Raw genomic sequence first — 20686 nt, forward strand, 5'->3', positions numbered from 1 at the left:
ATCGTGGCGACCTCACGCGGACACACGGACACGTGGGTCAAGGATGGAGTAAGTGATATCGACCAGGGCATTGAGAAGAACAAACACCGCCGAAACGAAGGTCAATGTCGCCATCACGACCGGTCGGTCGAGGAGTTGAATGGAATCGATGAGAAGCTTGCCGATGCCCGGCCATGCAAAGATGCTTTCGACCACCACCGCAAAGGCAAGCATGCCTCCGAATTGAAGGCCGACGATCGTGACGATCGGAATGCTGATATTCGGAAGAGTGTGCCTCAACCGTATGCGGCTTGGAGAAAGCCCTTTCGCTCTGCAGAACCGCGTGAAGTCGAGCCGCTCGACCTCCACCGTCCCCGACCTTGCCAACCGCGCGATCAGGGCAATGTTCGGTATGGCGAGTGCGAGAACGGGAAGAGCCAGATGCCTCAGCCCATCGAGCGTCAGAAAACTCCAGTTCTGCCCCAGAAGGCTCGATGTTTCTCCACGCCCTCCGGAGGGAAACCACCCCGTGAAGATGGCCCCGACTAGGATGAGCAACATGCTCAACCAGAAGGAAGGAATGCTCAGGGCAAATACGCTCGAGCGCAGGATCAGACCATCAAGAACGGAACCCGGATGACGGCCTGCCAGCAGGCCCAATCCGGTTCCGATGGGTGCGGCCAGCAACATCGCCAGAAAGGCAAGTTCGAACGTGGCGGGAAGCTTGCTGAGAAGCAGTCCGAACGCGGGCAAGTGGTAGATGTAAGATGTTCCGAAGTTTCCAGTTCCCACATTTTCGAGGAAGCGGGCATACTGAACCCAGAGAGGCTGATCGAGCCCGAGCGCGATCGTCGCCTCCCTGATATCCTCGGCGGATGCGGTTTCAACATTGACGATGTTGTAGACCGGGTTTCCGGCACTGTGGATGCCGATGAAGCCGATCAGCGACATCACCAGAAGCAGAAGGAACGCCTGCAGAAACCTTCCCAGAATGACATTTGTCATCACCGATGCGCTCACTTGTCCGAAGGAACGGCCTGCATGGCGGTCGTCCATCCGCGCGGATGCATCGTATAGGACGCGACCTTTCCGCCGTAAGCCGAGATATGGTGAAAGTGATAGAGCGGGATGACGGGTTGGTCAGCCATCACGAGTTCGGCCGCCCGCGCAATTGCCGCATCCCGTTCGGGACCAACCTCGATGGTCCGCGCTTTGGCGAGCGCATCGTCGAAGGCCGGGTTGCGATAATTGCCGTAGTTCAATGCGCCGGTGCCGCGCTCTTTGTCGGGCGATGCGACCACCGCATTGAGGCAGATATCGACCGCTTCGCCGGAGCACCCGGCGTACCAGACGGCATATTTGCCCCCTGCCCGGTTCGTTTCGAATACCGAGAACGGCACCGCGACCGGCTTGACGCCGATACCCGCCCGCGCCCAGTTCTGCGCGATCGCTTGCAAGGTTTCGCCATCGCCCGGATAGCGGCCCGACGAACCGGCCAGGCTCAGATTGAACCCATTCGGATAACCCGCTTCCGCCAGAAGAGCCTTGGCTTTTTCGTAGTCGGGTGGTTCCGGAACCAAGTTTGCCGACGTGCCAGGGAGTCCGTTGGGAAAAAACTGCGCCGCTGCGGTCCCATAGCCCAGCAGGATCTTGTCTGCCAGGAACTGGCGATCGGTCGCCATGGCCAAAGCGCGCCGCACACGGACATCACGGAACGGATTCGGAATAGGGTTGCCATCCTTGTCGGTCACTTCGGGCAGCTCTTCACGACCCAGATCGAACTGCAGGAAGTTCGAGCGGGCGGCACTGACGCTTTCGACCTTCAGCCCCCGCTTCTTTACACCTTCGACGTCGCGCGCCGGGATGAAATCCGCGAGATCCACGTCCTGGGCGACCAGGGCCGCCACCCGCGCCGCGGGGCTTTCGATGATGCGGAACGTCACTTCGGACCAGGAAGGCTTCCCACCCCAATAATCCTCGTTTCGCGTGAGCTTGAGCGTCTCACCGGACTGCCAGCTGTCGAATTTGTAGGGACCCGTCCCGTTGGCCAAAGCACCCGAGTTGAGCTCCTCGGTCGTTCTGAAGCCCGCCGCCTCGTGATGCATGATGAAAATGTTCGACAACTGGAGCGGCAAAGTCGGCACGCTGCCATCCGTCTCGACGACGACTGTCAGGGGATCGGAAGCCGTAACCGATTTGATCGACTTCGCATAAGCCTGAAAGCCGCCGCTGGGCGGTTTCAGAAAGCCCTGAATGCGCTTGATGGTGTAAACCACGTCCTCGGCGCCAAAAGCCGAGCCATCCTGGAAGCGGACATTCTCACGGAGCTTGAACTCCCATTGTGTCTCCGACAGTCGTTTCCACGACGTCGCCAGACCCGGCTTGAGATTGAGAGCCTCGTCCTGATACAGGAGGCGCTCATATATATGCGACAGCAGCGCGATATTCTCGTTCAGAACCGCATAATGAGGATCAAGGGTGAGCAACTTGTAGGACGTCGCGACACGCAATTCCTGAGCCGTGGAAGGCAGGACACTCGCCGCACACAATCCGAGCGCCGCCGCGGCCGCAAGCATCCCCATCCTGAGTTTCTTACCCATTTTTCCTATGGCTCCCTTTATGTCGAAGTGTTCATCATTTCTTGTACGTCGACGATGCGGGGAGCCGCGAAAACCGTCAATTTATTAAGTTCTTATGACACCTGATTAGTTTTACTAATATAGGTGATCGAGAGGGATGAAATGACTGAAATTTCGGACGGAAGCAGCAAGACCGGCATAAGGTCGGCGGAGATTTTCCGGGAGATCATCAGAACAGGATCGACCAGACGGGCCGCGAGAGAGCTTGGCATTACCCAGTCGGCCGTCAGCCAGCATCTGAAGCAGTTCGAAGAGGCCGTCGGCGAGAAGCTTTTCGAGAGGGATCGCCGCGGCCTCATCCCGACCACGCGCGCGATCGACATCTACAACCGCCTGGACCGGTACTTTGAGACGCTCGGGCGTATCGAGAAGGAGATCACCGACGCTTTCCGCATCAAACGCAACAGCCTGACGATCGCAGCACCTGACATCCTCACCTTGACGCTCGTCCCAAAGATCATTCTGGCCCTCGACGAACTCGATCCGTCTCTCGAATTTCATGTGAAGGCACAGCGTTATGATCAGATAACACAGAGCATTCTGACCGGAGAGGCCGATATCGGGATTTCCCGGCTGCCGTTGGACGAGCGCTTCTTCGAATGGCAGATCATCGCCGAAAGCAAGAGCGTCTGCCTGCTGCCGCACGACCATCGCCTCGCGTCCAAAGACGTCATTACAGTGGACGACATCGCGAATGAGCGCCTTATCGTCCTGGAGCGGGAATATGCATCCAACAAGCTCGGCTTCCTGACTTTCGGACGCGGCAACTTCTCGCTGTCGCCAAAGATCTATACCGACACGATAGGCCTTTCAGCGGTGTACGTCACACACGGTATAGGAATCTCCCTCGATAACAGCTTCATGGCTCGGCAATATCAAATGTTCGATGTGAAGATCGTGCCCTTTCAACCGGCAACCACCTACGAATATGTCGTGTGCTGGCATCGCGGCAATGACAAGTTCTCGAGGGAGTCGACGATTGTGAGCACGTTCATGGAAGTGATAAGACGCGAACAGGATGCCCGCTAATGTCTGATCAGGAGACGCGATCTCATGTGCTGAAAAGCAGGCGGTCGCGCTCTTTGATATGCCCCGGAATGAAAACCTCCCGGAACCATGGATGCTCGCCGCCAATGGGCGGCTTGGCCAGTTTGAGCACGCGACGCCGGGTTTCCGCTTCTCGCATGGCGACGCGGAAGTGGAAGTGATCGAATATGCGCAGGGCCTCCACCGCATAGCTGGTCGCCGCACGCCCGTCTTCGATCAGGATGAGATGGTCGCCATTCTCCTTTTCACCGCCGGCCGCCATGTTCGACGATCCCGTGAAGACCTTGGCATTGGGCGTGTTGAAGTCGGTGACGACGAATTTGTGATGCAATACATTCGAGCGACTGTCACCCCCGGCATAGCTGGACCATTCGGCCGCGAAAGGCTCGGGCGCATTCTCGGCGAGATAGGCGAAAGAGACGAGGCCACGGCTGCCGTCCGGCTTGAAGACCGAAAGCCCGCCGGTCCGCTGCGCAATGCCATAGGAGAAAGTCGACCGCAGGACGAGCTCCTCGAGCGTCTCGCGTACGCGACCGGTGAGCTGATTCAGGAAAACGACAGCATAGAGCACGGAGCTCTCAGCCTGCTCGATGGCTTGCGCGATCGGATCGAGGGTGAGCGCCGGGTCCGCATGCGGTGAAATGGCCAGGCGGAGAACCGGGCCACCGGCGGTCGTGCAGTCATGCCAGACCTGCGACAGCGGATCCTGCCTGAATTTGCCCGCGGCACGCGGCTGGTCGATGATCTCGAAATATCGATCGAAGACCGCGCCAAGAAGCGGCGTCACTTTCGTATCGGTGAATACGATCGTGTTGTTGTTCTGGACATAGAGGCCGCGCAGCGTGAAGTTCGTGGAGCCGGCGAGCGCCTTATAAGGGCTGCCGTTGCGGCGCAGGACGAGGACCTTGTTGTGCTGCTGGCGGCCGAACTTGCCGCGTTTGACCGCGGCGCCTGAGGCCCGCAGCCGATCACTCGCGACACTTTCGTTCGAAGTGGGGTCGGCATGCGCATCATGATTATCGACGATGGCGCGCAGCCGCGGCCCGAGCCGTTCCAGCCTGCGGACGATCTCGGGCTCGCGCAGCTCGTAGAGCATCGCGTCCACCGTGACCGTGGCGTCGGCCTGCGCCTCGTCAAGCAGGCCATAGATGGTTGCGCGGCTTTCAAAGCCCAACCAGGCATACTCCTTTTCACAGGTCGACATGTCATGCTCGAGATCGGCCGGTGGCGCACTTGCGGGCGGCGGCAGAATGCGCTCCTGGCAGGGAAAGCGCGCGGCGTCGGCATAGGCTTGCGACGAGGCAAAGCCACGGGTGAAGCCGATATCGAGGATGTCACCGATGGTCGCGTGGCTAAGATCGATGGCCGCCTCGACGGCATCCCCGCGTCGGAGCGCCCCATCATGCCCCATATACATGGGCGTCGCCCGATAGCGATATTCGCCATTGCGCGGCGCGAAGGGAAAATGGATCCAGCGGAATTTCTGAATGGGCGCTTCCGTCGAGGGTGCGCCCATCGCCTTTTCACGCTCGCTCAGGCCGTCATAGGAGAAGCGCAGGCGGTTCCCGACCCGTTTCCACTGTGTCCCGCCCGGTTCGCGAAACTCCAACGCGAAGCCGACGAAGTCATTGGTGGCGTTCGCCGGATCGAGATCAAGACCGACGAGGCATTTTTGCTCCCCCCGGTGAAGCTTGATCGTCGTGCCGTTGTGCGTTTCCCTCGTCATATGAGCCGAAGTCATGGCACTTCTCCCCGACTGGTCGCTTTTAACCTTCCCCCAGACTATGCATCACGACCATGACCGATTGGTGATGGAGCCGGCCATCAGGGTGGCTCGAAGCGCTACTCCGCAACCGTCTCCGCCTTCCTCTGCTCATACTCCGCCCTGTGCACTCCGAGCAGCGGCAGAACGAGATCGCGGCTGATGCGCGAGCCCAAGGTCTTGCCCGAAAAATTGGGGACCCGGCTCACCATCAGAAGCGCCACTGAGGCAGTGTAAGGCAGAACGGCCCAGGCGACCTCATGGCCGTCGGGAATGATGCCGAGGAACCCCATATACATCGGCGCCATGGCGAGGCCGGCGCCCGCCGGTGCCGGGGCGCCAGTGAAGAAATTCATTATCCAGGCGGGGAGAGGCAATTCGTCATTCGGAGCATCGGATGGATCGCCTGACGGCAGCTCTCTGCGGCGGATACGGCTCTAAACCGACGCCCGAATCACTCAGGCTGCATTCCCGCTCATGTCCGCGAGGATGGCGAAAATCTCGTCATGGGCCTCGACGATATCGTGTTCGAGCGCGGCAGCAGCCGCGGCGCCATTGCCTTTGCCGATCTGAGCGAGGATTTCGGCATGGTCGTCGTGCGCCGGCAGCATGATGTCGCCTGATCGCCTCAAGCTGAGAACCGGCCCGGCCTGGAGCCAGAGAATTTCGATCGTATTCATCAGCGTCCTGTTCTGGCAGAGACCGTAAACGGAAAAATGGAACGACTGGTTGAGCTTCAGATATTTCCTGATATCCGCTTTTTTGCTCAAATCGAGCTGGTCGAGCTTGCTGTTGATTTCCCCGATGGGCTTCAGATCCTGACGGGCACCACGCTCGGCGGCCCACATCACGGCCTGCTTTTCGTTCAAGAGGCGGACTTCGAGAAGACTGCGCAGACGGTCGACAGTGATGACGGGCACTCGCGTCGTCTTGCGCGGCTCGCTTTCCAGAACCCCGGCGGCACTGAGCCGGTTCAGCGCTTCCCGCACCGGCATGTGGCTGGTGCCGAAGGCTACGGCCAGTTCCTCGAGCGGCAAGGGTTGGCCGGGAGCGAATTCCCCCGCCATCAGGGCACTCTTCAGCTCGGAATAGACATGGTCGATTGTCGAGACTGGCGTTGACTTGAGCTGCGGCATCGCAAATCTGGAAGTGTCTTTGGGCATACGCGCTTTCTTCTCCTGATGCGCTCCACGATGTCCGGCCATGACGCGCCGATTCGGGCATCCCCGAGATTCCGCACGCTTCACGATACCTACATGTCTCGCTCGCAACCGATCAAGAATCTTTCGCCGAGCCTTGACAATCGTTGATCGTTGATCAAAGAATAGTTACTCTGATTGTTGATCATTGATCAACGATTTTAAACCCAAATGAATCATCGTCAAGCCCGACAGGGCCTCGTTCTTCAAGGGAGAAACGTCATGAAGCGTCGCGATTTCCTCGTCCGGCAAGGGCAGTTCCTGACCGCGCTATTGTTGGCCGGCGCCCTGCCACCTGCAATCGGCAGCCGGCCTGCCGGGGCTCAGACCGCCAATGTGACGCTTAAGTTCCTGGGCTGGCAGGGCTATGACGATCCCAAGGCGATGGCGCCGCTCGGCGACAAGGGCATCACTCTCGATGCGCAGTACGTCACCGGCAATGCCGAGATCGTCACCAAGCTGCGCAGCGGCGGACTGGGCGCCATCGACGTCGTGACCCCCGGCATCAGCGCCGTGCGCCCGCTGATCACCGCCGACCTGATCCAAGCCATCGATTTCACGAAAATGCCGAGCGCCGCGGCATTCTTCCCGCAATTCAGGGGGCTCGATTGGCAGAAAGCGGATGGCAAGGACTTCGCCGCACCAGTCATGTGGAGCGACTACCCGATCAGCTATCGCGCCGATCTCTTCACCGATCTCCCGAACAAGTGGGCCGATCTCGGTGATGAGAAATATCGCGGGCGCCTCATCACCCTCGACGATCCCGCCAATCTCTGGGTCTTCGCCAAAACTCTGTTCAACACGTCGGATTTCGCCTCGCTGACCAAAACCCAGCTCGAAAAGACCGTCGAGGCCTATATGCCCATCAAGAAGAATCTCGTCGCGGTTTCGCCGAGCTTCGGCGACATCGTCGATGTCCTGGCCCGTGGCGATGCGCATGCGAGCGTGCTTGGCTGGCGCTTCATCGAGGTCCAACTGAAGAAGAAGGGCATGGCGGGCGCATCCCATGTGCCGACGGACGGTACCTTCCTCTGGTGCGACTCCTATTGCATCGCCAACCAGGCGCCGCATCTTGATGAGACCTATGCCTTCATCAACCAGATGCTGTCGCCGGAAGCCAATGCGATCATTGCCGCCGGCACCGGCTCGGGCGTGATCAACTCCGAGGCGGTCAAATTCCTGCCCGAGGATCAGCGCAAGCTCTATCCATACGACCAGCTCGGCGACTTCCTGGCAAAGAACCCCTTCTACATTTCACCACGGCTGGAAGCCGAGGGTGACATAGCCAGTTTGCGCGACTGGACCGCGGCCTGGGATCAGGTCAAGCTGTCGTGACCACGACGACGTCGTCTGGACCGGCTGTCGCTGTCGCAGGCATATCCAAGCGGTATGGGGCGGTGCAGGCGCTGTCCGACGTAACGCTTGCGGTGGCGCCAGGCCGGTTCGTGTCGCTTCTCGGTCCTTCGGGCTGCGGCAAGACGACGCTTATGCGCATCATCGCCGGCCTCGACCGCCAATCGGAGGGGCGCGTGCTCATCGATGGCAAGGATATGTCCCGGACGGCGCCGCATCGCCGTCCGGTCGGCCTCGTATTCCAGCGCTATGCGCTTTTTCCGCATATGACGGTCGCGGAAAATGTCGGCTTCGCGTTACGTCTGCGCGGCGCCGATCGCAGCGCAACGCAAGCTCGCGTCCAGGAACTGCTCGACCTGTTTCAACTCGGCCAGTTCGGCGGCCGCTCGATCGATCAGCTGTCGGGCGGGCAAGCCCAGCGCGTCGCCCTGGCGCGCGCCCTTGCCGACAGTCCGCCGGTCCTGCTGCTCGACGAGCCCATGTCCGCGCTCGATCTCAAATTGCGCCAGGCCATGCAGCTCGAGCTGCGCCGCCTGCAGAAGCAGATCGGCGCGACCTTCCTCTTCGTGACGCATGATCAGGACGAAGCCATGGTCATGAGCGACGAGATCGTGCTCATGAACAATGGCGAGATCGTGCAACGAGGGACGCCAGAAGAAGTCTATGGCAGGCCGCGCAGCCTTTTCAGCGCCCGGTTTCTCGGGGAAGCCAATCTATTCTCTGGACCGCTGCGGCGCGAAGCGGGAGCAACTCTGCTCGATGCGGGAAGTCTCCTGCTGAAGTCACACGCCGCGGCGGACTTCGCGGCAACGAAGGGCTGGGCCTGTATCCGGCCTGAGGCCATAAGAATCGCAGCGAGCTCCGACAATAAGGCGGAGCGGCGGCCCAACGCAGCCGCGGGTCGCGTCCGGGAAGCGATTTTTCAAGGCGCCTATCGCCGTTATGTCGTGGAACTCGACGGTCACAGCCTCCTGGTCCAGCAGCCGGCGGGATCGGATGCGGTACCCACCTTCAGTGAAGCCGATCCCGTCAGCGTCTCGTGGTCCGAGAGTGGGATCACTTATATCGAAGATGCCGACAATGCTTAGGCAACTTGGCCTCATGGTCGCGCCGGCCGGCCTGTTCATGGCGATCTTCTTCATCGTGCCGCTTGGCGTGCTTTTCGCCTATTCATTCGGCGCCACCAACGGCATCGACGTGTCCTTCGGCTTTTCGCTCGACAACTACACGAAGGTCGTCACCTCTCCCCTCTTCCGCGATCTCATCTGGCGTTCGCTGTGGGTCGGCAGCTGCGTCGGCATCTTCTCCATCGCGCTTGCCTTTCCCCTCGCCTACGCCATCACGCTCGGTCCGCTGCAACGCGCCGGCACCTTCGTCTTGTTGATGGTGATCGTATCGCTTTTCACCGCCTATATCGTCCGGATCTATGCCTGGCGGACCTTGCTCGGAAAGCAGGGCGCGATCGGTCAATTGCTGGCCGCCGCGGGCGTCCCCGGCGCCCCGCTCGAAGCGCTGAGCTACAGCAAGGCAGCGGTCATCATCACACTGGTCAGCATATTGGTGCCGGTGGCTGTTCTCCCCCTGACGTCGGCCCTGTCCGGCATTCCGCCCGCCTGCATCGCCGCCGCCCGCAGCCTCGGCGCCACCGCCTTCGGCGCCTTCGCCCGAATAACCGTTCCGCTGGCGAGCCGCGGTATCATCTCGGCCTTCGCCCTCACCTTCGTCATCGCCGCCGGCGACTTCATTACGCCGCAGCTCCTCGGCGGTCCTCAAGCGCAGCTTGCCGGCAACGCCGTGGTGAGCCGCTTCGGACTCTCATTCGACTGGCCACTGGGTTCGGCCATCGCCTTCACTCTGATCTTCCTGATGGGCGCATTGCTCTGGGCGATGACCCTGGTCCTCCGCCGCCTCGGTATCAAGGACCGACCATGACTTACGGACGCACCTCGATCATCGCCTTCACGGCCTATACATGCGTGCTTCTCGCCTTCCTGTTCGCGCCCATTGCGGTCGTCGTCTTGTTCTCCTTCGACTCCAAGGGCATCGCTGCCTTTCCCTTTCAGGGACCAACTCTGTCCTGGTATCAGGCGGTCATCGCCGATCCCATCATCAGGAAGGCCGCTCTGAACAGCGTCATCGTGGCTGCCGGCACGACACTTGCCTGCATCCTGATCGGCACGTCGGCCGCCTTTGTCATCGCGCGAACGCGATCCCCATCCACCACCGCCTTCGCCGGGCTGATGGCGCTGCCTTTGCTGTTGCCACATCTCCTGCTCGGAATAGCGCTCCTGTCTTTCTTCAACAGCATCGGCATCGGACTCAGCCTGTGGACGGCCATCATCGGGCATGTTCTGATCACGCTGCCCTTTCTCGTGTTCACCCTGAGCGCCCGGATTGCCGGTATCGACCCACAGCTTTCGGAAGCCGCCGCCACGCTCGGCGCCAGTCCGGCGAAAGCCTTCGCCACCGTCACCTTGCCGCTGATCCGCAGTGCGATGATCGGCGCGGCGCTGCTTGTCGTCGCCTGGTCCCTGGACGAGTTCAGCGTGTCGTTTCTGACGATCGGATCGTCCAACACACTGCCGATCATCATCTGGGGACAAATGCGCGCCGGCGTCAGCCCGACCGTCAATGCCATATCGGCCCTCATGGTGCTGGCGACGATTCTCCTGGTTTGCGTCGTCCATCGGCTGGCCGATCTCAAATTCCGCTGACAAGGAGCGTGATGACTATGACTTCCAACAAGAATGGTGACGAATGATGAAGATCGATCTCTCCGGCAAGCGCGCATTGATCACGGCGGGCGCCAGCGGTATCGGCTATGCCATCGCGAAAGGCTTGGCTGCGGCAGGTGCGCATGTGCATGTCTGCGACATCAATTCGGAGCTTCTGGCAAGACTGGCGCAGACCGACCCGGCAATAGGGTCGTCCCGAGCCGATGTGGCCGATGAGGCTTCGGTCGATCGCCTGTTCGAGGAGGCGCTGGCGAAGCTCGGTGGGCTCGACATCATGGTCAACAATGCCGGCATTGCGGGGCCGACCAAGCTCATCGAGGATATCGAAGATGCGGAATGGCGTGCGACGGTGGACGTCAATCTCACCGGTCAGTTCTACTGCACGAGGCGCGCGGTGCCGCTGCTGAAGCAGGCGGGCGGCGGATCGATCGTCAATCTCTCCTCGGCGGCCGGGCTTCTCGGCCTTCCCATGCGGGCGCCCTATGTGGCGGCGAAATGGGCGGTCGTGGGATTGACCAAGACTCTGGCCATGGAGCTCGGCGCTCATGGCATCAGGGTGAACGCCATATGTCCGGGCTCGGTCGAGGGCGACCGCATGGTGCGCGTCCTGGCGGCAGAATCGCAGGCACTCGGGATCGACACCGAGACGCTGCGCCACAATTATGTGAAGCACACTTCGTTGCGCAGCTTCGTCACGGCCGATGACATTGCCAATATGGTTGTTTTCGTCTGCTCCGATCTGGGCGCCCGTATTTCGGGCCAGGCGCTGTCCGTCGACGGCCACACGGAAACGCTCGTCGCCCGCGACTGAGCGTGCCCCTCCCATCAGTTCAAGTCCGACAACAACGGAGTTCTCGCATGAGAAACGAAGTCATCATCACCTGTGCCGTCACCGGAGACGATTCGAAAGTCACCAAGAGTCCCTACTGCGCGGTAACGCCTACGGAGATCGCGCAATCGGCGATCGAGGCAGCGAAGGCCGGCGCAGCCATCGTCCATATCCATGTCCGCGACCCCGAGACCCGCGCCTACAGCATGGAGACCAAATATTATCGCGAGACTGTCAAGACGATCCGCGAAAGCGGCGTCGACGTGATCGTCAATCTGACGGCGGGCGTGGGCGGTTATGTCTATGTCTCCAATGACGGCGAGCTTCTCGGCCCGGAGCATGGCACCGATTTCGTGAGCCAGGAGACGCGCATGCGTCACGTCATCGAGCTGGTCAATGAAGGCCGCTATGCGCCGGAAATCTGCACCGTCGATTGCGGCCCCTACAATGTCGGCGATGGCAACCGCACCTATCTCTCCACCCCCGACTATGTCAGGCAGGGTACCCGCCTGTGCCGGGAGCTTGGGGTGAAGCCGGAATTCGAGGTGTTCGATACCGGACATCTCTGGCTCTGCCAGAAGATGATCGCCGAGGGGTTGGTCGACGACCCGATGATGGTGCAGCTGTGCGCTTCCATTCCCTATGCGATGCCGGCCAATGTCGGGCTGCTCGCCAGCCTGGTCTCGACACTTCCGGCATCGGCGCAATTTGCTTCCTTCGGCATCGGCCGTCTGCAAATGCCGATGGTGGCGCAATCGGTCATGCTGGGCGGCCATGTGCGCGTTGGCCTCGAAGACAATCTCTACCTTTCCAAGGGAGTCTACGGATCGAACGCCCAGCTCGTCAGCAAGGCGCGCACCATCATCGAGGCAATGGGCGCCAAGATCGCATCGCCAGAGCGCGCGCGCGATCTCTTGAAGATCAAGCGGCGCTGATAGCGATGCTGCACGCGCCAGTCGAAACCTTTCGCGGGGTCGTCTATCCGTGGCAGTGCGACGGCATGGGCCATATGAACACGCAGTTCTATTCGGCCCTCTATGACGGGGCGACCCTGCACTTCCTGGCCCGCCTCTGTCCGCAGGCGGAGCTGAAGAAGCTGAACTATGGATGGGCCGACGTGCAGCAGCTCATCCGATACGAGATCGAGCTGGTGGCCGGCGACTTGCCGGTGGTCCGCACGAGCCTCATTCGCATGGGCAACAAATCGATCGAATATCGCCATCAGCTGTGCGACGCCGAGACCGGGAGGGTGCATTCGACGAGCGATCAGGTGACCGTGCTCTTCGATCTCGAACGCCGGGCATCGGCGCCGCTCAGCGATGCCATCCGTGATGCCGCCCGCCGACTGGCCGCCGCGCATCCCATGAATGGATCGCCGTGACGGACCTCAGGCTGACTTCTGAGGATCAGGCGACCCTCAATGGTGAAAGGGGAGCGGCCGCCGGCATGGCCATGGCCGTGCTCGTACGTTTCTGCGCAGCGCTCGGGGCTGGTGGACTCCTGGATATCGCACGAACGCATATTGATGGATGCCTCTATCACGGCCAGGCGGGCCTCGATTTTGTCGACAGGCTCGTCGCCTTGGGCGGCAAGGTGCAAGTGCCAACGACGCTGAATGTCGGCTCGGTCGACCTGATCCATCCGGAGCTGATGCGCGTCAAGCGCGAGGATGAAAGTCCCATGCGCCGGCTCATGAGCGCTCATCTCGCTTTGGGCTGCGCCCCCACCTTCACCTGCGCGCCCTACCAGACGCGCTTTCGTCCGCGCTTCGGCGAACAGATCGCCTGGGGAGAATCCAATGCGATCATCTTCGCCAATTCCGTGATCGGCGCGCGCACGAACCGCTATGGCGACTTCATCGACCTGTGCTGTGCGCTGACCGGGCGCGCTCCGGCCTGGGGACTGCATCTCGATGCGAACCGGCGCGGCCAGATTTTGTATGAGATCGTCGGACTTTCTGCGTCTCTTGCGGCGAGCGACAGCCTCTATGTAGCGGTCGGATTGGTTATCGGAGAGAAGAGCGGCGACCATCTCCCCGTCATCAACGGCCTGCCGCCGCCTCGAGACGAGGATCAGTTGAAGGCGCTCGGCGCCGCCGCCGCGTCCGCCGGCTCGGTCGCGATGTTTCATGCCGTCGGAATTACGCCCGAGGCCGCAACTGTTGGGGAGGCTTTCGGTGGCAGAACGCCCGATCAGACGATCGCGATCAGCGAAGCCGACCTGGCCCAGGCCCTTGCGCGCCTATCCAAGGTTCCGGACGGTTCTCCGATATCGGCCGTGTCGCTGGGCACACCGCATTTCTCCCTGGACGAGTGGCGGCGGCTGATACCGTTGCTGCGCCGGTACCGGCCGCAGAGAAACATCCCGATCTATGTCAATACCGGCCGTGACACGCTGAGCGAGCTCGACCGCACTGGCGAGCTGGCGGAGCTGCACGATTTCGGTGTCCGGCCCGTCGCCGACACCTGCACCTATGTGACCGCCATACTGAAAGAGATCGAGGGCGTCGTCATGACCAACTCAGGAAAATGGGCATATTATGCGCCAGGAAATATCGGCGTGACGGTCGCGTTCGGCGAGCTTGAGGATTGCGTTCGCTCCGCCGCCGCCGGCCGCGTGACACGAGGCTCATGATGGAACGCGAGGCTGTTGCCGTCATTGCCGGAAATGCCGAGGGAATGGCTCTGGTTCTCTCCCAGCCTTTGAGCTTCTGGGGCGGGATAGACGTCGCTACCGGCCGGATCATCGACGCCAACCACCCCGATCAGGGCGAGACGGTCACCGGACGCATCCTCGTCATGCCGGGCGGGCGCGGTTCGTCCTCGTCATCCTCCGTTCTCGCCGAGGCCATCAGGCGAAAGACGGCGCCGGCTGGCATCATCCTAGCCCGCACCGATGCCATTCTGGCAGTGGGCGCGATCGTCGCCGATATGCTCTATGCCGTGAGAATGCCGCTCGTGGTCGGCGACACCGAGGGCCTCGTGTCTGATCTTCCTACAGAGATCCGAGATGTTGGGGCGTCATGCTGCGTGATCCGGCAGGACGCGAGAGCCGGCGGCATTCCGCCTTTGAGCCGAGCTTAGCGCGCGAAAGATTGCATCCTTCTCAATTGCGATCGCTAAGCCGCCGGCGTTTCAGCCTTACGCCGCTCATAGTCCGCCTTATGGCGGCGGTAGGAGCGCATGCCGACAGGCAGGAGCGCGATGTAAAGCAGCGACATCGCGGTCAGCATTTCCCAGGGGAAAGTGATCAGGCTGACGACGACAAGAGCGGCCACGCCGAGCAGCGGCAGAACGAGATCGCGGCTGATGCGCGAGCCCAAGGTCTTGCCCGAAAAGGTCGGGACCCGGCTCACCATCAGAAGCGCCACGGCGGCAGTGTAAGGCAGAACGGCCCAGGCGACCTCATGGCCGTCGGGAATGATGCCGAGGAATCCCAGATACATCGGCGCCATGGCGAGGCCGGCGCCTGCCGGGGCCGGAGCGCCAGTAAAGAAATTCATCATCCAGGCGGGCTTGTCGGGATCATCGATCGCGACATTGAACCGCGCCAGCCGCAGCGCGCAGCAGATCGCCAGACACAAAGCGACGAGCCAGCCCAGGCTTTTCAGCGAATTGAGCGACCACAGATAGATGAGGATGGCCGGCGCCACACCGAAATTGACGAAGTCGGCGAGCGAATCGAGCTCGGCGCCGAAACGCGACGTGCCTTTCAGGAAGCGCGCCAGGCGGCCGTCGACTGCATCGAGCACAATGGCGAGAATGACGGCGCCGACGGCCAGCTCGTAGCGGCCTTCCATGCCGAGGCGGATGGCGGTGACGCCGCTGCACAAAGCCAGAAGCGTGATGAGATTGGGCACCAGGATGCGGATCGGCACCTGCTTGAAGCGGCGCAGGCGCTGCTCGCGATGGCTGGTCACGATCGTCTCGTCTTCCGGATTGGGGATGTCCGCCATGGGTTGCTCCTCAATTCCGCCGGCCGGCACGCTCGGACTCGTCCGAGGCGAAGTCGGCGAGCACCGTCTCGCCGGCAATCGCCCGTTGTCCGAGGACCGCAAAGACGCTGACGCCTTTCGGCAAATAGACATCGACGCGGCTGCCGAAACGGATGAGGCCGAAACGCTCGCCCGCCTTCAGCATGTCGCCGTCATCGACGAATTTCACGATGCGCCGCGCCACGAGGCCGGCGATCTGCACGACGCCGATCTTGCGCCCGTCCTCGAGCTCGAGCGTCATCGCCTGGCGCTCATTGTCCTCACTCGCCTTGTCGAGCTCGGCATTGAGGAACTTGCCCGGCACATAAGCGATATGGGCGATACGCGCATCGACCGGCGAACGGTTGATATGCACGTCGAACACATTCATGAACACCGAGATACGGGTGAAGGTCTCGCGCGGCAGATCGAGCTCGGGCGGCGGCACCACGCTTTCGATGGCGCTGACGCGCCCGTCGGCCGGCGAGATGACGAGCCCTTGACGCAAGGGCGTGACCCGCTCGGGATCGCGGAAGAAATAGGCACACCACAAAGTGAGCACCAGCGCCAGGAGCGCCAGCAAATCAAGGTCGAACCAATAGAAGACCAGGGTGACGGCCGCGGCGATGGCTACGAACTTCCAGCCCTCCCGGTGGACGGGGACGAAAGTCGAGGTGATGGTGTTGACAAGTGACATGACGGCTGCGGAACCTAGCTGAAAATAATGACAAAAGACAGAAAATGTCAGGTGGCGGAGTTAACCGCGACGATGCTCGGTCCGGGAGTGCCGTCGCCGGCCCCATCCTCTTCCTCATGTTCGATATCGGCGAGCTTGCGGCGCGCCTCGTCGGCCTCGCGCTGCCGGTTCCACATCGCAGCGTAAAGGCCGCGCTGCTTCAGAAGCTCGCCATGGGTGCCGCGCTCGGCGATGCCGCCATGCTCCAGCACGATGATCTCGTCGGCCTCGACCACTGTGGTCAGGCGATGGGCGATGACCAGCGTGGTACGGTTGCGCGACACCTGGCCCAGGGCCGTCTGGATCTCACGCTCGGTCATCGAATCGAGCGCCGAGGTCGCCTCGTCGAGGATGAGGATCGGCGGTGATTTGAGGATCGTGCGGGCGATCGACACGCGCTGCTTCTCGCCGCCCGACAATTTTAGGCCGCGCTCACCGACCAGCGCCTCATAGCCCTTGGGCAGCGTCATCACGAAGGAATGGACCTGAGCCAGGCGGGCGGCGTCCTCGACCTCCTCGTCACTCGCCTCGGGGCGGCCATAGCGGATATTGTAGCGCACCGTGTCGTTGAACAGCACCGTGTCCTGAGGAACCATGCCGATGGCGGCGCGCAGGGTCTTCTGGGTCACACCGGCGATATCCTGCCCGTCGACAAGAATGCGGCCGGCACTTACGTCATAGAAGCGGAACAGGAGACGCGAGATGGTCGACTTGCCGGCGCCCGAAGGACCGACGATCGCCACCGTCTTGCCGCTCGGCACCCGGAAAGAGAGATCGCGCAGGATCGGCCTTTCCTTGTCATAGGCGAAATCGACATGTTCGAAGATGATCTCGCCCTTGGCGGTGCGCAGCGGCACAGCGCCCGGACGGTCCTTGATGTCGGCCTCGACCTCGAGCAGCGAGAACATCTCCTCGACATCGATCAGCCCCTGCTTGATGTCGCGATAGACCGAGCCGATGAAATTGAGTGGCATATAGAGCTGGATCATCAGCGCGTTGATCATGACGAAATCGCCGAGCGTCATGGTGCCCTTCTGCACCGCATAGCCGCTCATCAGCATGGCGACGGTGAGGCCGATGGCGAAGATCAGTGCCTGGCCGGCATTGAGAATGGCGAGCGAGATCCAGGTCTTGATCGAGGCTTTCTCGTAGCGCGCCATCGCCACGTCGTAGCGGCGCGCCTCGTGTTCCTCATTGCCGAAATATTTCACCGTCTCGAAATTGAGCAGGCTGTCGATGGCCTTCGTCGAGGCATCGGTGTCGGCGTCGTTGGCGGCGCGGCGGATGTTGATGCGCCATTCGGTGGCGATATAGGTGTAGATGATATAGGCCAGCACCGTCCCCGCCACCACCAGCGCATAGAGCCAGCCATAGGAATGAGCGAGGATGCCGCAGATGAAGAGGAGCTCGAGCGCCGTCGGAAACGTATTGAACAGCGAATAACGCAGGATGGTGTCGATGCCGTTGGTGCCGCGCGAGATGATGCGCGACAGGCCGCCGGTGCGCCGCTCGAGATGGAACTTCAGCGACAGCGCATGGAGATGCCGGAAGGTGCGCATCGCGAGCTCGCGCACCGCGCGCTGGCCGACCTTGGCGAAGATCGCATCGCGCAATTGCGCGAAGGCCACCATCATCACGCGGCCGACACCATAGGCCAGGATCATGAAGGCCGGCACGACGACGAGCGCCGGCAGGCCATCCTTCACGGTCAGCGCATCGACCGCGTATTTATAGGCGAAAGGCGTGAGGACGGTGATGACCTTGGCGAGGACCAGCGCCACCACGGCGAGAACGACACGGACCTTGAGGTCCATGCGCCCTTCCGGCCACAGAAGCGGCATGATGTCCTTGAGCGTCCCCCAGTGGCTGCCGTCACCTCGCCTGAGCGCCGCCTGATGCGGCGTCGGGCGCGTCATTGTGCGGTGCCGCCCTCGGCGCTGGTCAGGGGATCACGGCGCTTGGGGTCGATCGATTCAGGTGGGTTGGCATTGGGGATGGCGAAGATCTGGCCCGGATAGATCAGGTCCGGGTCGCGGATCTGTTCCTTGTTGGCGTCGTAGATCACGGTGAAATTGATGCCGCGGCCATAGATCACGCGCGACAGCTTCCACAGATTGTTGCCGGGCTGGATGACCACCTTGCCGGAGCGCGGCTTGTCGGGCTCGGGCTGCTTGGTCTCGGGCTCGGGAGTCGTCGGCGCGGCGGCGGCCTGCTCGGTCGCCTCGGGCTGCGGCTCAGGTGTTGCCGGCGGCGCGGACGAAGCGGCGGGCGCGGACGGCGCCGGTGTTGTCGTCTCGGGCTCGGCCTTGGCGACCTCGGTCGGCTGCGGCGCGGGCTGCGCTTCCGGCTGGGCCGGCTCCGACGGCTGCGGCACGGGCTGTGCCTGCGTGGTTTCGGGCTGAGCCGGAGGCGGGATTTCGGTCGACTTCGCCGGCGGCGCCGGCTCGGGCTCAGTCGGCGCGTTGAGCGCTGCGACGGCCGCGGCATCCTCGCGCTGGAAGGGCAGCTCTATGCGCGCCATCACCTTGCCTGAGCTGTCGATCTGGTCGGCCCGCAAAGAGTGGGTGCCTGGCGCTATGATGTCGCTGCCGGCAAAGGTCCAGTTGCCCCCAGAATCGACGATGGCGTCGCCGACGCTGCCATTGTCGACATAGAGGCGCACCGCGGTGCCGGGCCGGGCGCGGCCGGAGAAGATGATGTCGCCCTTGTCGTTGTAATCGACGGCATCGAGGCGGAGCGGAACATCGGCGGTCTTGGCCGGCGTCTCGGTCGCCTTGGGAGCTGCGGGTTCAGCCGGCTTTTCGGCCTGGGTTTCCTCAGCGGCCTTGGGCGCTACCGCGGCCATTTCCTGGCTTTGCGGCTCGGCGGGCGCCGCACCGGCGCTTTCCTCAGGCTTCGGCGCGGTTTCGGGGGCGGCCGGCGCCTCGGCCGTCTTCTGCACCGTTTCGCTCGCTACCGGGGCTTCGGCAGTCTTCTGGACCGTCTCGCCTGCGGCAGGCTGCTCCGTCCCGGCGGCCGGCGCGGAAGCGGCTGGCGCCTGTTCCGTCGGCGCGGCGGGCTCGGCGTCAGCGGTCTTCTGTTCCGGCTCGGCCGGCTTTTCGACCTGTGCCGGCGGCTCGGCGGCGCCACCGGCCTGAAGGACCTTGGTGGCAGAGCCCGGTTCCGTCAGGGCCACCATGGCCTGCTGGCCGGGCTGCTCGGGAACCGCGACAGCGATGGATTTCTCCGAGGTGGTGGTAGTGCCGTCGGGCGCCTTCTGCTCGACGGTGATCTCATGGGCGCCCTTGGGCAGCGGATTTTCGGGCGCGACGACCCAGGCGCCGTCCGAATTGGCTACCCCCTTGCCCAGAACCTCATTGCCGAGCTTGAGCGAGACTTCCGCTCCCGGCTGGGCGCGGCCTGCCACGATGGCCTGACCGTCGGCCTCGACACGCACCGTATCGAGTTCCGGCTTGGCAGGTGCCGCAGCGGCTTCCGGCGCCGGCGTTTCGGTCTTCGGTGTTTCGGTCTGGGGCTGTTCGGTCGGCTGGACAGCGGCCATTTCCGCCGGTTTTTCGGCTGGTTTCTCCGCTTCGGCGGTCTTCGGCGCCTCGCTCTGGGTCTGCGCCGCATTGGACTCGGGCGGCGCATCGGACGGCCAGTCGGTCATCTTGAGACCGGCCAAAGCGGTCAGAGTGACCAAGGCAGCACCGGTAAACACTACAAGCGGATTTTTCATTGTCGCGGTTCCATGTTTCCGCCTGTAAATAGGGAATAACTGGCGAATCTGCAAAGTTTAAGCGGCAGTCAGGTCAACTTTACGGCCGCCCTCTCGCGACAAAAAGGAATATAGGAGAATCATGCGGCATCTTTGTGTTTATTGCGGATCGGGTCCGGGACGGAATCCCGCCTATATGGCGGCAGCGCGTGCACTGGGCACGGCCATGGCCAATCGCGGCATCGGCCTCGTCTATGGCGGCGGCAGCCTCGGCCTGATGGGCGAGGTCGCCCAGTCGGTGCTCGACAGCGGCGGCCATGTGGTCGGCATCATCCCGGAATTCCTGGTCAACAAAGAACGTATGCTGACGAATGTGAACGAGCTCATAGTCACCGCCAGCATGCATGAGCGCAAGATGACGATGTTCGAGCGCTCGGATGGCTTCGTGGCACTTCCGGGCGGCCTCGGCACGCTCGAGGAGCTGGTCGAGATCTCGACCTGGGCGCAGCTCGACCGGCATGCCAAACCGATCATCATCTGCGATGTCGATAATTACTGGGCGCCCCTCCTCACCCTCATCAACCACATGCGGCAGGAGAAATTCATCCGCGAGGGCATCGATCTCAAGCTCGAAGTGGTGAAGAAGCCCGAAGACGTGGTGTCGGTCTTCGAAGAGCGACTGAGCCAGTTCACTTCAAATGTGCCGGCCGATCCGATCCGCAAGACTTTGTGAGGAT

The 20686-nt window shown here is 62.1% G+C and carries 20 protein-coding genes; 11 read left to right on the forward strand and 9 right to left on the reverse strand.

Translation table 11 applies throughout. From position 1 onward, the window contains the following. Window positions 1–12 precede the first annotated feature (12 nt). Entirely contained in the window at window positions 13–984 is a 972-nt protein-coding gene (locus tag JHL16_RS23770) for an ABC transporter permease (RefSeq protein ID WP_200189519.1), read from the reverse strand. 11 nt (window positions 985–995) lie between these two features. Beyond that, window positions 996–2561 carry an ABC transporter substrate-binding protein gene (locus JHL16_RS23775; protein WP_420884568.1) on the reverse strand — a complete coding sequence of 522 codons (1566 nt, stop codon included), beginning with the start codon at window positions 2559–2561 and terminating at the stop codon, window positions 996–998. Window positions 2562–2720: 159 nt separating this feature from the next. Between JHL16_RS23775 and JHL16_RS23780 the strand changes: the two genes are divergently transcribed. Then, window positions 2721–3647: a LysR family transcriptional regulator gene (locus JHL16_RS23780; RefSeq protein ID WP_200187399.1), complete on the forward strand. Its 927-nt coding sequence runs from the start codon at window positions 2721–2723 to the stop codon at window positions 3645–3647. Window positions 3648–3669: 22 nt separating this feature from the next. On the opposite strand, the gene JHL16_RS23785 is transcribed toward JHL16_RS23780, so the two are convergent. The 3 genes from JHL16_RS23785 to JHL16_RS23795 form a co-directional block, all read right to left on the reverse strand. After that, window positions 3670–5406, reverse strand: a complete 1737-nt coding sequence (locus JHL16_RS23785; RefSeq protein ID WP_200187400.1) for a phospholipase D-like domain-containing protein — start codon at window positions 5404–5406, stop codon at window positions 3670–3672. 101 nt (window positions 5407–5507) lie between these two features. Then, window positions 5508–5783, reverse strand: a complete 276-nt coding sequence (locus JHL16_RS23790; protein WP_200187401.1) for a hypothetical protein — start codon at window positions 5781–5783, stop codon at window positions 5508–5510. A gap of 102 nt (window positions 5784–5885) precedes the next feature. After that, window positions 5886–6590: a GntR family transcriptional regulator gene (locus tag JHL16_RS23795; protein ID WP_200187402.1), complete on the reverse strand. Its 705-nt coding sequence runs from the start codon at window positions 6588–6590 to the stop codon at window positions 5886–5888. A gap of 258 nt (window positions 6591–6848) precedes the next feature. On the opposite strand from JHL16_RS23795, the gene JHL16_RS23800 reads away from it, so the two are divergent. From JHL16_RS23800 to JHL16_RS23840, 9 genes are read left to right on the forward strand one after another with little or no spacing between them, the layout of a single operon-like run. Beyond that, window positions 6849–7961 carry an ABC transporter substrate-binding protein gene (locus JHL16_RS23800; RefSeq protein WP_200187403.1) on the forward strand — a complete coding sequence of 371 codons (1113 nt, stop codon included), beginning with the start codon at window positions 6849–6851 and terminating at the stop codon, window positions 7959–7961. Next, window positions 7958–9067 (forward strand): ATP-binding cassette domain-containing protein, encoded by a 1110-nt coding sequence (locus tag JHL16_RS23805; RefSeq protein WP_200187404.1) that lies wholly within the window; start codon window positions 7958–7960, stop codon window positions 9065–9067. Before JHL16_RS23800 ends, JHL16_RS23805 begins: the two co-directional genes overlap by 4 nt. After that, entirely contained in the window at window positions 9060–9911 is an 852-nt protein-coding gene (locus JHL16_RS23810; RefSeq protein WP_200187405.1) for an ABC transporter permease, read from the forward strand. The genes JHL16_RS23805 and JHL16_RS23810 overlap by 8 nt, the downstream gene beginning before the upstream one ends. Continuing rightward, window positions 9908–10693 (forward strand): ABC transporter permease, encoded by a 786-nt coding sequence (locus JHL16_RS23815; protein ID WP_200187406.1) that lies wholly within the window; start codon window positions 9908–9910, stop codon window positions 10691–10693. The genes JHL16_RS23810 and JHL16_RS23815 overlap by 4 nt, the downstream gene beginning before the upstream one ends. A gap of 46 nt (window positions 10694–10739) precedes the next feature. Then, window positions 10740–11525 (forward strand): SDR family oxidoreductase, encoded by a 786-nt coding sequence (locus tag JHL16_RS23820; RefSeq protein ID WP_200189520.1) that lies wholly within the window; start codon window positions 10740–10742, stop codon window positions 11523–11525. A 47-nt stretch (window positions 11526–11572) separates the two neighbouring features. Beyond that, window positions 11573–12478, forward strand: coding sequence for a beta-keto acid cleavage family enzyme (locus tag JHL16_RS23825; RefSeq protein WP_200187407.1), 906 nt, complete (start codon window positions 11573–11575; stop codon window positions 12476–12478). A gap of 5 nt (window positions 12479–12483) precedes the next feature. Then, a complete protein-coding gene (locus JHL16_RS23830; RefSeq protein WP_200187408.1) occupies window positions 12484–12924 on the forward strand; it encodes an acyl-CoA thioesterase in 441 nt (146 codons plus the stop codon). Beyond that, window positions 12921–14177 carry an aconitase X gene (locus tag JHL16_RS23835; RefSeq protein WP_200187409.1) on the forward strand — a complete coding sequence of 419 codons (1257 nt, stop codon included), beginning with the start codon at window positions 12921–12923 and terminating at the stop codon, window positions 14175–14177. The genes JHL16_RS23830 and JHL16_RS23835 overlap by 4 nt, the downstream gene beginning before the upstream one ends. Further along, window positions 14174–14626, forward strand: coding sequence for an aconitase X swivel domain-containing protein (locus JHL16_RS23840; RefSeq protein WP_420884569.1), 453 nt, complete (start codon window positions 14174–14176; stop codon window positions 14624–14626). Before JHL16_RS23835 ends, JHL16_RS23840 begins: the two co-directional genes overlap by 4 nt. 35 nt (window positions 14627–14661) lie before the next feature. Here the strand turns inward: JHL16_RS23840 and JHL16_RS23845 are convergent, their stop codons facing one another. The 4 genes from JHL16_RS23845 to JHL16_RS23860 are packed head-to-tail and all read right to left on the reverse strand — an operon-like array spanning window position 14662 to window position 19970. Beyond that, on the reverse strand, window positions 14662–15498 hold the full coding sequence (locus tag JHL16_RS23845; protein WP_200187410.1) for a CDP-alcohol phosphatidyltransferase family protein: 837 nt from the start codon (window positions 15496–15498) through the stop codon (window positions 14662–14664). A 10-nt stretch (window positions 15499–15508) separates the two neighbouring features. Next, complete coding sequence (locus JHL16_RS23850; RefSeq protein WP_200187411.1) at window positions 15509–16213, reverse strand: phosphatidylserine decarboxylase; 705 nt, start codon at window positions 16211–16213, stop codon at window positions 15509–15511. 47 nt (window positions 16214–16260) lie between these two features. Further along, window positions 16261–18168: an ABCB family ABC transporter ATP-binding protein/permease gene (locus JHL16_RS23855; protein WP_200187412.1), complete on the reverse strand. Its 1908-nt coding sequence runs from the start codon at window positions 18166–18168 to the stop codon at window positions 16261–16263. Next, window positions 18165–19970 carry a LysM peptidoglycan-binding domain-containing protein gene (locus JHL16_RS23860; protein ID WP_200187413.1) on the reverse strand — a complete coding sequence of 602 codons (1806 nt, stop codon included), beginning with the start codon at window positions 19968–19970 and terminating at the stop codon, window positions 18165–18167. Before JHL16_RS23860 ends, JHL16_RS23855 begins: the two co-directional genes overlap by 4 nt. A 121-nt stretch (window positions 19971–20091) precedes the next feature. On the opposite strand from JHL16_RS23860, the gene JHL16_RS23865 reads away from it, so the two are divergent. Beyond that, window positions 20092–20682: an LOG family protein gene (locus JHL16_RS23865; RefSeq protein ID WP_200187414.1), complete on the forward strand. Its 591-nt coding sequence runs from the start codon at window positions 20092–20094 to the stop codon at window positions 20680–20682. The last annotated feature ends 4 nt before the right edge of the window (window positions 20683–20686 follow it).

The organism is Taklimakanibacter albus, from assembly GCF_016595235.1.
Lineage (GTDB): Bacteria > Pseudomonadota > Alphaproteobacteria > Rhizobiales > Aestuariivirgaceae > Taklimakanibacter > Taklimakanibacter albus.

Bases quoted from the DNA above. Each gene is read 5' to 3' on its own strand.
- JHL16_RS23790 (WP_200187401.1), bottom strand. From the start codon at position 5,783: ATGAATTTCTTCACTGGCGCCCCGGCACCGGCGGGCGCCGGCCTCGCC.
- JHL16_RS23770 (WP_200189519.1), bottom strand. From the start codon at position 984: ATGACAAATGTCATTCTGGGAAGGTTTCTGCAGGCGTTCCTTCTGCTT.
- JHL16_RS23850 (WP_200187411.1), bottom strand. From the start codon at position 16,213: ATGTCACTTGTCAACACCATCACCTCGACTTTCGTCCCCGTCCACCGG.
- JHL16_RS23840 (WP_420884569.1), top strand. From the start codon at position 14,174: ATGATGGAACGCGAGGCTGTTGCCGTCATTGCCGGAAATGCCGAGGGA.
- JHL16_RS23845 (WP_200187410.1), bottom strand. From the start codon at position 15,498: ATGGCGGACATCCCCAATCCGGAAGACGAGACGATCGTGACCAGCCAT.
- JHL16_RS23865 (WP_200187414.1), top strand. From the start codon at position 20,092: ATGCGGCATCTTTGTGTTTATTGCGGATCGGGTCCGGGACGGAATCCC.
- JHL16_RS23795 (WP_200187402.1), bottom strand. From the start codon at position 6,590: ATGCCCAAAGACACTTCCAGATTTGCGATGCCGCAGCTCAAGTCAACG.
- JHL16_RS23830 (WP_200187408.1), top strand. From the start codon at position 12,484: ATGCTGCACGCGCCAGTCGAAACCTTTCGCGGGGTCGTCTATCCGTGG.
- JHL16_RS23785 (WP_200187400.1), bottom strand. From the start codon at position 5,406: ATGACTTCGGCTCATATGACGAGGGAAACGCACAACGGCACGACGATC.
- JHL16_RS23860 (WP_200187413.1), bottom strand. From the start codon at position 19,970: ATGAAAAATCCGCTTGTAGTGTTTACCGGTGCTGCCTTGGTCACTCTG.
- JHL16_RS23775 (WP_420884568.1), bottom strand. From the start codon at position 2,561: ATGGGGATGCTTGCGGCCGCGGCGGCGCTCGGATTGTGTGCGGCGAGT.
- JHL16_RS23820 (WP_200189520.1), top strand. From the start codon at position 10,740: ATGAAGATCGATCTCTCCGGCAAGCGCGCATTGATCACGGCGGGCGCC.
- JHL16_RS23810 (WP_200187405.1), top strand. From the start codon at position 9,060: ATGCTTAGGCAACTTGGCCTCATGGTCGCGCCGGCCGGCCTGTTCATG.
- JHL16_RS23855 (WP_200187412.1), bottom strand. From the start codon at position 18,168: ATGACGCGCCCGACGCCGCATCAGGCGGCGCTCAGGCGAGGTGACGGC.
- JHL16_RS23825 (WP_200187407.1), top strand. From the start codon at position 11,573: ATGAGAAACGAAGTCATCATCACCTGTGCCGTCACCGGAGACGATTCG.
- JHL16_RS23780 (WP_200187399.1), top strand. From the start codon at position 2,721: ATGACTGAAATTTCGGACGGAAGCAGCAAGACCGGCATAAGGTCGGCG.
- JHL16_RS23800 (WP_200187403.1), top strand. From the start codon at position 6,849: ATGAAGCGTCGCGATTTCCTCGTCCGGCAAGGGCAGTTCCTGACCGCG.
- JHL16_RS23815 (WP_200187406.1), top strand. From the start codon at position 9,908: ATGACTTACGGACGCACCTCGATCATCGCCTTCACGGCCTATACATGC.